Source organism: Phascolarctobacterium succinatutens (genome assembly GCF_958453765.1).
Classification (GTDB): Bacteria; Bacillota; Negativicutes; order Acidaminococcales; family Acidaminococcaceae; genus Phascolarctobacterium_A; species Phascolarctobacterium_A succinatutens_B.
In genome coordinates this window covers 1-11165 of the sequence record NZ_CAUDZA010000042.1, presented here as the reverse complement: position 1 = coordinate 11165, position 11165 = coordinate 1, and the positions used below count along the sequence as shown (strand labels likewise).

General features: G+C 46.9%; 12 protein-coding genes. All 12 read right to left on the bottom strand.

Translation table 11 applies throughout. The features are described from left to right. Window positions 1–469: 469 nt before the first annotated feature. On the bottom strand, window positions 470–2440 hold the full coding sequence (gene lysS / locus Q7Q81_RS10855; protein ID WP_368502137.1) for a lysine--tRNA ligase: 1971 nt from the start codon (window positions 2438–2440) through the stop codon (window positions 470–472). A gap of 17 nt (window positions 2441–2457) precedes the next feature. After that, window positions 2458–2934 carry a transcription elongation factor GreA gene (gene greA / locus Q7Q81_RS10850; protein ID WP_304276078.1) on the bottom strand — a complete coding sequence of 159 codons (477 nt, stop codon included), beginning with the start codon at window positions 2932–2934 and terminating at the stop codon, window positions 2458–2460. Window positions 2935–3020: 86 nt separating this feature from the next. Then, on the bottom strand, window positions 3021–4106 hold the full coding sequence (locus Q7Q81_RS10845) for an NAD(P)-dependent oxidoreductase (protein WP_304276075.1): 1086 nt from the start codon (window positions 4104–4106) through the stop codon (window positions 3021–3023). 9 nt (window positions 4107–4115) lie between these two features. After that, window positions 4116–5042 (bottom strand): quinate 5-dehydrogenase, encoded by a 927-nt coding sequence (locus tag Q7Q81_RS10840; RefSeq protein ID WP_293806885.1) that lies wholly within the window; start codon window positions 5040–5042, stop codon window positions 4116–4118. A 58-nt stretch (window positions 5043–5100) separates the two neighbouring features. Then, window positions 5101–6108: a tRNA dihydrouridine synthase DusB gene (gene dusB / locus Q7Q81_RS10835; protein ID WP_304276072.1), complete on the bottom strand. Its 1008-nt coding sequence runs from the start codon at window positions 6106–6108 to the stop codon at window positions 5101–5103. A 97-nt stretch (window positions 6109–6205) separates the two neighbouring features. Continuing rightward, window positions 6206–6982: a type III pantothenate kinase gene (locus Q7Q81_RS10830; protein ID WP_304276069.1), complete on the bottom strand. Its 777-nt coding sequence runs from the start codon at window positions 6980–6982 to the stop codon at window positions 6206–6208. 121 nt (window positions 6983–7103) lie between these two features. Continuing rightward, window positions 7104–8102, bottom strand: coding sequence for a biotin--[acetyl-CoA-carboxylase] ligase (locus Q7Q81_RS10825; RefSeq protein WP_304276065.1), 999 nt, complete (start codon window positions 8100–8102; stop codon window positions 7104–7106). Between the two features lie 188 nt (window positions 8103–8290). Next, window positions 8291–8680: a type II toxin-antitoxin system HicB family antitoxin gene (locus tag Q7Q81_RS10820; RefSeq protein ID WP_293390350.1), complete on the bottom strand. Its 390-nt coding sequence runs from the start codon at window positions 8678–8680 to the stop codon at window positions 8291–8293. Between the two features lie 38 nt (window positions 8681–8718). Further along, a complete protein-coding gene (locus Q7Q81_RS10815) occupies window positions 8719–8889 on the bottom strand; it encodes a type II toxin-antitoxin system HicA family toxin (protein WP_293390348.1) in 171 nt (56 codons plus the stop codon). Window positions 8890–8987: 98 nt separating this feature from the next. After that, complete coding sequence (locus tag Q7Q81_RS10810; protein ID WP_304276063.1) at window positions 8988–9779, bottom strand: transporter substrate-binding domain-containing protein; 792 nt, start codon at window positions 9777–9779, stop codon at window positions 8988–8990. A gap of 150 nt (window positions 9780–9929) precedes the next feature. Next, a complete protein-coding gene (locus tag Q7Q81_RS10805; protein ID WP_304276061.1) occupies window positions 9930–10421 on the bottom strand; it encodes a hypothetical protein in 492 nt (163 codons plus the stop codon). 7 nt (window positions 10422–10428) lie between these two features. After that, window positions 10429–11019, bottom strand: a complete 591-nt coding sequence (locus tag Q7Q81_RS10800; protein WP_304276058.1) for a hypothetical protein — start codon at window positions 11017–11019, stop codon at window positions 10429–10431. Window positions 11020–11165 lie beyond the last annotated feature (146 nt).

Sequence of the window (11165 nt, the reverse complement as noted above, 5' to 3'; positions counted from 1 at the left end):
CGATTTTGGCTTTTGTTTTGTTGCCGTATCGCGTCGACTTGTATATAATACCACGTGACCTAGGTTCTGTCAACACTTTTTTCGGCACTTTTTTAAGATTTTTTCGAGAAACACTAGGATTCGTGGAAAAAGAAACATGCTTGATTATCGCTTTTATCGGCATTAAAATTTCTTAAAAAAACTTCAAAAAAATGCTTTTTTTAGCTCTTTTTTCCATAAAAAACCCTGAAAATCAGTAAAATTTTTCTTTGCTGCGCAAAATTTTTTCGTTAATTTTTGCTTATTTTTCTCTGCAAATCTCCGGAAAAGTTTTCGCAGCATCTGCATTTATACCGAAAATCAATCCCAAAAAACATCATTACAAACAGGACATGACTTCCAAAACTTATTACAAAAAGCAGTTATGTATCTATATATAGAAGATAAAAAGGCGCTATGCTTTCGCATAGCGCCAGAATAATTTTTAGTTTTAGTGCAGACGTGCACCGGCCGGGATACGGTTATCTACCATAATAAGGTTCAGCTTCTCTGCGCCTTCCTCTTCATGGATAGCAGACAGCAGCATACCACAGGAATCAATACCCATCATTTTGCGCGGCGGCAGGTTAACAATAGCAACCAAAGTCTTGCCTACCAGCTCTTCAGGCTCATAGAATGCATGGATACCGCTCAAAATTACACGATCGGTACCGGTACCGTCATTCAGAACGAATTTCAGCAGCTTTTTGCTCTTGGGTACAGCGGTACATTCTTTAACCTTAACTACACGGATATCAGACTTGCAGAAGGTGTCAAAATCAACATATTCTTCATATGCAGGCTCAATAACAACCTTAGAGAAATCGATAGTTTCCTCCTTAGCATCTTCTACGGGTGCAGCAACAGCAGGAGCCTGCATAAAGTCAGGCTTCTCGCTTACAGCCTTGCCCAACGGTTTCATGGTCGGGAAGAACAGTACGTCACGAATGGTAGAGCTGTTGGTCAGGAACATTACCAGACGGTCGATACCAATGCCTAAACCACCTGTCGGAGGCAGGCCGTATTCCAGGGCGTTGACAAAGTCCTCGTCCATCATATTTGCTTCTTCATCGCCGTTAGCGCGTTCTTCAACCTGCTTTAAGAAACGCTCCTTCTGGTCGATAGGATCGTTCAATTCGGTAAAGCCGTTGCAGATTTCGCGGCCATAGATATAAGCCTCGAAACGATCGGTGATTTCAGGGTTTTCAGGGTTGCTCTTGGCCAGCGGGGAAATTTCTTTCGGGTGACCGGTAATAAAGGTAGGCTGAATCAGCTTATCTTCAACATATTCTTCAAAGCATGCGTTGATAATTTTGCCAATGCCAAAGGAAGGCTCAACAGCCACATTCAGCTCTTTAGCGATAGCGCGTGCTTCTTCCAGATCGGTTACGTTAGTAAAGTCCTTGCCGGAATATTCTTTTACGGCTTCAATCATGCTCATACGCTTCCAGGGAGAAGCCAGCTCGATAGTAGTGCCTTCATAGTTGATAGTGGTAGTGCTCAGAACCTTCTCAGCAGTCTTAACAACAACCTCTTCGGTCAGGTCCATCATATCGCGGTAATCGGCAAAAGCCTGATAAATCTCAACGCTGGTGAATTCCGGGTTATGACGGTTGTCAATGCCCTCGTTACGGAATACGCGGCCCATTTCATATACGCGGTCCATACCGCCTACGATAAGGCGTTTGAGGTACAGTTCAGGTGCAATACGCATATATACCTGCATATCCAGAGCGTTATGATAGCTGATAAACGGACGTGCGGCAGCACCACCTGCGATGGTGTTGAGGATAGGAGTTTCTACCTCCAGGAAATCATGGCTGTCGAGAACCTCGCGTACACTTCTGATAATCTGGCTGCGTTTTACAAAGGTATCACGCACTTCCGGATTAACAATCAGGTCAACATAACGTTGACGGTAACGGGTTTCAACATCCTTCAGTCCATGCCATTTTTCCGGCAGCGGACGCAGGGATTTAGACAGCATTTCTACGGAATTTGCTTTGATAGACAGCTCGCCCATGTGGGTGCGGAAAGCAGTACCGGTAATGCCTACAGTATCACCGATATCCATCAGCTTAATCAGCGCATAGTTTTCTTCGCCGATAACGTCCTTACGTACATATACCTGGATACGGCCGGTCTTATCCTGCATATCCATGAAGCAGGTTTTGCCGTGGCCGCGGATAGCCATAATACGGCCAGCCATTTTTACTTCAGTTTCTTTTTCGGACAGCTCATCGAACTGCGCAGCGATATCTGCTGCACGATGAGTGTACAGGAAGCGATAGCCGAAAGGCTTCCAGCCATGCTCCTCAATTTTATGCATCTTGTCAATGCGGACCTGCATTTGCTCGTTGATTTCGTTTTCGGTGAGCACTGCAGCTTCTTCTGTATTAGGTTTATTCTTTACCTCTGCCATTGTCGCCCTTCTCCTTATTATTTAATTTCCACGATTTCGTAGGACAATTCACCTACAGGGGTTTTGGTAATAACAACATCATGCACCTTGCGTCCCAAAATAGCTGCACCTACCGGGGATTCGTTGGAAATACGGTTTTCGAACGGATCTGCTTCGGTAGTACCAACGATGGTATAGGTTTCTTCATCGCCGGTTTCTACGTCCTTCAGCAGCACGGTAGAACCAAGAGATACAATGCCTGCTGCTTTGCTGGCACTGTCATCGATGATGGTAGCAGTTTTAATCATCTGCTCCAGCTCCAGAATACGGCCTTCGTTTTTACCTTGGTCTTCCTTGGCCTGATCGTACTCGGAGTTCTCGCTCAAGTCGCCCTGTGCTCTTGCTTCTTTCAGACGTTCAACGATTTCTTCGCGGATTTCGCCCTTACGTTGAACTAATTCTTCTTGTAATTTTTTTAAGCCATCAGCTGTTAAAATAGTTTCCTTGCTTGCCATGTTCCTGCTCCTTTATCATTATTTATATAAAAATTTACTTACACGCATATATTGATTATATATGTTGCCGGATTTACTTGTCAATATCAGCAGCCATGCACTGCCAGAGCATGCTGAGCGTTATGCTTGACTTCCTCGATATGCTGGGCAGAAACAGCACGTTCAAAATTACGGAAGCCCGCCATCTTGAAGTTATGCTTATCTGCCAGCTGAGAAATGAGATTTATCTTATTGATATCCAGAGATCTGCCCAAGGAGAAGTTTTCATAACGGCCATCCAGTGCCAGAATCATGGTTTCTGCCATACACGCATAGGACGTGTGCGGCGGGAAGCCGAAGTTGAAATGAAAATCTACGTCACCGGGCACATTAATAACGCCGCCTTCGATTACCAGCACATCGTTACGCTTCAGTGATACATCACGCGATACGTTACGCGGACGCGCAACATCGCATACTACGGCACCCGGCTTCAAATCGCCCGGCTCAATCAAGAAGTCAAGCGCACTGGTTACGGTAATAACAATGTCAGCCTCCTGCAGAGATGTGCGAATATCCTGGCTTACGGCAACCTCGCAATGATTTTGCTCAATAAGCTCCTGCGCCAGCTCCTCCAGCGGTCCCATATGACGTGCAACAAGCGTAATATGCTTAACCTCTTTTGCCAACAGGCGTACGGAAGCAGCACCGATAGAGCCGGTGGCACCGACTACGACAGCACGGCATTCCTTCAAATCCTTACCCATCATTCTGGCAGCCTGCTTAGTTCCCTGAATAGCGGTAGCAACAGTATAGCTGTTGCCGCTGGTAACTGCTATATCAAGATTTTTTGCTACGGTAATGCCTGCATCACCGACAATAGAAGTAAAAGCTCCCAAGCCGACAATCTTGGCTCCCAGCTCCTGAGCAACCTTGCCGGACTCAATAATTCTGTCCATAACAAATTCCTCAGGCAGCTCCACCATCTGCTTAGCAGTCAGCGGACAGCCGATAAACCAGCCTTCGGCTTCGGCATAAGGACTCTTGATGCCGGTAATATGCGAAACCTTGAACGGCTTCTTCATTTTCAGACAGGCTTCGATTATCGGGTCGGGAATATACCTCATCAAGGGTGATAAGTGTTCCATATCCTGCAGGGATAATGGATGTAGAATAAAAGCAAATTTTTCCATAAAAACAAACTACTCCTTCGTACCAAAGTACTCAACAGAAGATTCTATATGATAATGCTCTAAAAGCTTCAGATATTCATCCGCCGTGAGCGGTTCTTTACCGCCGTGCAATGCAACCAGCATAGCCTCCATAACATTGGTGCCGAAGCTGCGTCCTTGAATACAGGGAGTTGTCGTAATCAGCATTTTGATTCCCGCCTCCTGCAGCATCACTCTATCAGCAGCAGTAACTGTATTAGTAATAATCGTTTTTCCCGGCAGCTTATCCGGCATAAACTTTTTTATATAATGAAAATCACCGGCAATGATATCATTCTCCAGAAAATATTCCGGATGACGCACTACCCGCAATTCCTGATCCTTGCCCATGGGGTAAAACCAGCTTACCGGCAGCTTGGTAACAAGCGGTGCCAACAGCGCCGCCCACCATGCAAGCGCCTTCAGCGAATATAACGGCTTATTGACATTCAGACCGAAAATAAGGTCACCGAAGGTTACCTCAGCACCTGCCTCCAGCAATGCCTCCGCCATACCAAAGCGGTCCACGCCGCAGACCATCAGTACCTTGCTGCCCTTTATCGGCACCTTGCTGCCGGCCGCAAGTGATTCAATCAGCTTACGCTCCAGCGAATTTTTCAGGCCGCTGCCATCCAAAACCGGTGTCTTTTTTACATTAGCAATCAGATGAGCCGATTCACGGAAGGTATAACGCTTTTTGCCTGCATAAACATATAAATCCGTACCACCCAGACCGATGGCATCAGCTTTGCCGTCCCATTGCTCCAGGAGCTGACGTGCTCTGTCAAAATCGCCGTCGGTTCCCCGGCGTTCGATGCTGATTTTGCGTCCTCCCAGTTCCAATATGGCGCCGGCGTCACGTTTTGATGACCCCAGACTGATACTTACTACATGTTTTGCGTTGTTAGCTGCTTCCATGTTTTTAACTCCCTAAATGCTTCTTTTACAAATTATTATTTTAACATATTTGCGCGTCTTAGACAATGCCAGATGCAAAATGTTTTTCTGTTTCATAATAGCGATGCGCGCATTCGCTGTATTCCGCCAGCAGCTCTGAAAACTGCTCCTGCGTATCGACCTTATGAAAGCGTCCTCTGAATTCCGCTGCATGCGGCATGCCTTTAAGATAAGCAGAAATATGGCGGCGCATCTCCTTGACCGCAACAACTTCGTTCTTATAAGCAATGAGCATTTCCAGATGCTCCGCCGCCTGCGCCAGACGCTCCTTCAGAGAAGGCGGCTGCGGCAACTGCTCGCCGCGCAGTGCTGCCGCCAGTGCGGTAAACAGCCACGGGTTGCCGTCAGCGCCACGTCCGATCATCAGTCCGTCGCAGCCTGTCTGCTCCAGCATCCGCAATCCGTCTGCTACCGTAAAGATATCGCCATTGCCAAACACAGGCACCTTCACTGCCTGCTTTACGTCAGCGATAATGCTCCAATCGGCCTTGCCCTCATAAAACTGCTGGCGTGTACGTCCGTGTACGGCAACAGCGCTCACGCCTGCCGCCTCCACGGCACGTGCAATCTCCACCGCGTTGCGGTTGTTATCATCCCAGCCAGCGCGGAACTTTACCGTCACCGGAATCTTGACTGCCTTTATCATCGCCGCCAGAATATCATGCGCCAGCTGCGGATTCTTCATCAGTGCCGAGCCTTCACCGTTATTTACAATCTTCGGCACCGGGCAGCCCATATTGAAATCAATCATATCCGCACCGCTGGCCTCTACCATGCGTGCAGCCTCCGCCAGCTCCGCAGGCACGCTGCCGAACAGCTGGATGGCCGTCGGACGCTCGCCGTCATCAATACGCAGCATTTCGGTAGTCTTGACGTTTTTATACAGCAGGCCCTTGGCACTCACCATCTCCGACACGGTCATGCCGCAGCCCAGACGGCGACAAATCAGGCGGAACGGCAAATCCGTAATGCCTGCCATCGGCGCCAACGCCAACGGTGCAGACAGCTCTATATTACCAATATTCATAAATATAACTCCTATCGAAAAAAGCTGCCGCGCAGCAAAACGCTACTCACGACAGCTTTAACTCTTTTATCACGAGCGACGGAATAAATCCCTGCTCTTATTTAGCGTTTTTTTCGTACAGAATGCGCAGACCATCCAAAGTCAGGAAAGGCTCTACAACATCAATACAATCAGATTCTGCAGCCATAGTATTGGCAAAGCCACCGGTAGCAATAACATAAGCATCGCCGCCGAGCTCCTTCTTCATATGGTTGACAATGCCCTCCATCTGACCTACGAAGCCGTAAATAGCACCTGCCTGCATAGAGCTTACAGTATTGCGGCAGATTACGGATTTAGGCTTAACGAGCTCGATACGCGGCAGCTTTGCCGCACGTTGGAAGAGCGCTTCTGTAGAAATGCCGATGCCGGGCGCAATAGCACCGCCCAAGTATTCACCTGTCGGCAGCAAAGCACAGAAGGTGTTGGCAGTACCGAAATCAATAATAATCATCGGCTTGCCCAAATGACTGAATTTATTGAAGGCTGCTACAGCGTTGACAATACGGTCTGCACCAACCTCTTTCGGATTATCGTATTTAATGAAAATGCCGTTTTTAACGCCGGGTCCTACAACCATCGGTTTAATACCGAAATAGCGCTCACACATGTGGCACAAGGGAATCAGCACCGGAGGCACAACACTGGAAATAATGACGGAAGAAATCTTATCCATTTCCACATCACTATAAGCAAACATGCTGCGCAGCATAATACCAAATTCATCTGCAGTTTTAGAACGGTCTGTAGAAAAGCGCCAGTGTACCTTTAAAGTCTTATCCTCGAAAACACCGGCTACGATGTTTGTATTTCCTACATCCACAACAAGTAACATTCTAAGATCCTCCTCGGAAATCTGCGTTCCATTCGCAAAATACGGCATAAAAGCCTTTTTTATTTTACCACAAAGCGGAAATATTGCAAGAAGAAATTGTAGCTATTTAACGCTCGGCTTTTTACGCGTACTCATTCCCCTTAGCCTTAGCCGGACGGATAGAAACATCACCGGCAACAACCTTTTCTTTGCTGCCGTCCTCGCGGCGTACAATCAGCAGGCCTTCTTCATCAATATCCTCGGCCGTACCGAAATAAGTCATATCAGGGGCAATAACCTTTACCTCCTGACCTAAGGTGCAGGAATAGCGGCGCCATTCATCAAATACGGGGCCAAAGCCCTCCTGTACCGCAGTTTCATACAGGTCCTCCATATTTTTGAGGATATCGCACAAAAGCTGTACTCTGGTAAAAGGCTCCGTTGCGGCATCAGCCACGGAAACAGCCAAGTCGCGTACTTCTTCGGGATAATCTTCGGGAGAAGCGTTGGTGTTAATGCCGGTGCCGATAACAACATAATTGATATGACCGAATTCGGCATTCATCTCCGTCAGGATGCCTACAAGCTTGCGTCCCAGCAAAAGAATATCATTAGGCCATTTAATAGCGGCATGAACGCCGGCAATCTTGTTGATAGCCTTTACTACGGCAACAGCTGCGAGCAGCGTACATTTGGAGGCTTCCTGCGGCAGGAACGGCGGCTTCAGCACCACGGAAAACCAGATGCCCTTCGCATAGGGGGAAATCCAGCCGCGTGATAAACGTCCTTTGCCTGCGCCCTGCTCCTCTGCTACTACCAGCAGACCGTTTTCACAGCCTTCGTTGGCCAATGCTTTAGCCAGATTATTGCTGGAATCAACGCTGTCACGGTAGCAGATATTGCGTCCCAGCCATTTGGTCTGCAGACGGGACAAAATTTCCTGCGGAAACAGACGGTCTGGCACCTCGCGCAGAATATAACCACGCTTAGGCACAGACTCAATCTCGTAGCCCTCGTTCTTCAATGCCTGGATATGCTTCCAGATAGCAGTACGCGAAACCTCCAGCTCCTTGGAAATCTCTTCACCGGAAACCGGTGTTCCCTTACTGTTTCGCAGCAGCTCCAAAATACGTTTACGCATATATATCATCCTCTCCGATTCTCTTAATACTCTTCTTTATCAGTCTAAAGCCTGTCTGTAAAGACATTCCGATATGCAAAGAGTAACACCAGGTTAACCAAAAGTCAAGCCTAAAGTGAACGATGCCTTCGATAAAAGTAAAAAGCAGCAGCTCATAATGAACTGCTGCAAGTATTACGGGTTGGAAATCAGCAAGCTTCAATCTTGGCCAAAAGCGCCTCCTGCAGTGTTTGGCTGAAGTTAACGCCGATAGCCTCAGCGCGGGCATTGAGCCATGCCGGAATCGTGCAATTTTTCTTCACAACACGTGTACCGTACTTTTTCCTGTACTCATCAAGATTTACATCAACAAAAGTTACTATAGCATCCTTGCTGACATTCAGCTCTATTGATGCAGGCTGCGGAATACTTTTTCCGGATTCCTCCAGATCAAGCAGCCACAAGCAAATCAAATCACGTGCCATTTCCATAGCGTCCGCTATATCTTCCCCCTGTGTATATCTGTCAATATCAGGTACAGTTACAAAATAACCATCAGCTTCTTTTTCTAAAATAATAGGATAAGCTACGCTTTTCATGATAAGTACCTCCGTAAATCCCTTAAAAAGCAGGGCCATTAAAGGCCCCACTTTTTAATCAGTGCTTTTGCCAAACGCTCATTGATATCAGGATGACGCGGAACAGCTTCACTGTCAACGCCATTTGTATAGATATCATGCTGTGAACCATTACGTTTCAAATACCAGCCAGCTTTAGCAAAAAGCTTCAGAAGTTCGCGTCTTTTCATTAGCTCCCTCCCTGTTATCATTATACGTATTAATGCGCATAGTGTCAAGATGAAAGAAAAACCGCCACACCTAAGTGCAGCGGCTCATAAATCAACCTTTATTTGATATACTGGTCCTCCAGCTTATCAAGCGTACCATCCATATCCTTTTCTTCCATAAAGAAGTTTACGTAGTTCAACCAATCCTGGTCACCTTTAGCCATCAAGATACCAAAGTGATTTTTCGTAAATGGATCATCTAGCAGAGGTGCTGCCAGACGGGCATCATCACGCACATAGCGACGTGCTTCCATAGTTTCTGTAATCATAACATCAGCCTTGCCTTCGGCAATCAGTGCAGGAATCTCTGCATTTTGCGGATGTACTAAAAGCGTGCAATTAGGCAGATTGCTCAGAGCAAATTTTTCATTTGTGCCGCCGGGATTAACCATAACGCGAACGCTCTTCTTATTCAGGTCCGCTTCAGATGTGAATTTCTTTGCATCAGCCTTGCGACATAAAATCGTCTTACCGAATGTCAGATAGCCATGAGACATATTCATTTTTTGCTCACGGGCAAAGGTTCTTGTAACACCGCACATAGCAATGTCAAACTTTCCGGCCATAGTGTCAGCCTGCAGTGTTTTCCATGTAGTCGGTACATATTGCACCTTAACACCCAAGGACTGTGCCAAAAGCTCCGCTACCTCAACATCAAAGCCTTCATACTTGCCGGTTTCTTTATTAAGATAACTCATAGGCTTATAATCGCCGGTACTGCCGACCAGCAAAATGCCTCTAGCCTGAACATCTTCAATTTTTCCTGCCTCTGCGCTCGTAGTCAAAGCACCCATACCGCAAATTGTCGTTGCCAATAGCGCACCTACACATAATTTCTTTAAGTTTACCATACTACCATCCTTCTTTCTTATCTGTTATGCAGCAGATATTTTGGATGTATTATACAATATTTATCGCCGCTTAGCTAGAATTTTATCACTTTTTTGCAGAAATGAAATTAATTAAAAGAAAAGTGTTAAGCTATTTACACAAGCAAGCATCTAATACCATTTGCTTTGCACACGCACCCAGGCAGCGGCTCCGCCTTTGCTGCGCACCTGCAGCCACGTTCCTTCATCAACCGGCTGCAGCAAGGCCTTGTCAACCTCCAGCTTAGCAGTTGCTCCCTTAGTAGTCTGCACCTCAATCACGCAAGGGGTATTCGCCTTATCCATACGTGCTTCCGCCAGCTTATAAACATCACCCTCACGCAGCTGATATTTAGTGCGGTTTTTATCCTCTACTATCTTAGTCTGCAGCACCTTCACCGCATTAGGTTCTGCAAGCTCCAGCTTATCCGTCACATCCAGCTCCTCGCCTTTGGCAAAGCCGCCTGCCGGCTGAGCAGTCACAGAAGGCTGACTGTAAAAGCTGTCGCCCTCCTTCACACTGTAGCTTCTGTCCTTCAGTCCAAAAATATTCATACCGATTGCAAAGCCCGCCAGCAGGCAGAGCAATGCCGCAATTCTCATTACCAGCTTATTACTCATCATGCCCACCTCACATCAGCTTCGCATCCGAAAGCGCATTGTATTTCACAAAGCCCGGCTTGCCGTTGAACTCAACCTTTTTCCACTGTCCTACATAAGGAAAGCGCAACAGATTGGTAGAAAAATCAAGGTCATATTCCTTGTCATCAACCAAAACACGTCCCTTGGTTTCACCGTTGCCTCTGTCCGGCTGCAGCACAAGTACCTGCGTACCGGCAGGAATAATATGCCGCCTTCCGAAAAACTTGCGAAACTGCATCTGCTGCTCCGTAACAGCATAGCGTTCATCCTTATCCTGACTGGAAACTGTATCAATATAATCCAGCTTAACACCGGCAGACAGATAATCAACAACCTTTCCATGCAGTCCTGACGGGTCACTGTACATAGCAGCCTTATCCTGCAGCACAACGCACTGCAGTCTGCCTGTTTCTACCTTGGCATAATGCAGCTCTCCCGTAAGCTTCGCCGCATTGTAATGCGGTGAGGTTTTATTGCTGCTCCAGGCATAGCCTGCCCCGGCAATAAAGCCTGTCAGCAGCGCCGCCACACACACAGCAGCAGTTTTCCTATTTATACTCTGCAGTTTATCAAAAACCATAAGCACACACTCCCTTAGATATTATTGTCAGAAGCTCATACTATGCTTACATTTTCTCATACTTACAGAGCTTTCGCAAGCAAAACAAAAATGCATTAGTCCATTACTTGTGGTTGGGTCGACCTAGTCCAATTTTTGTGCTCGAT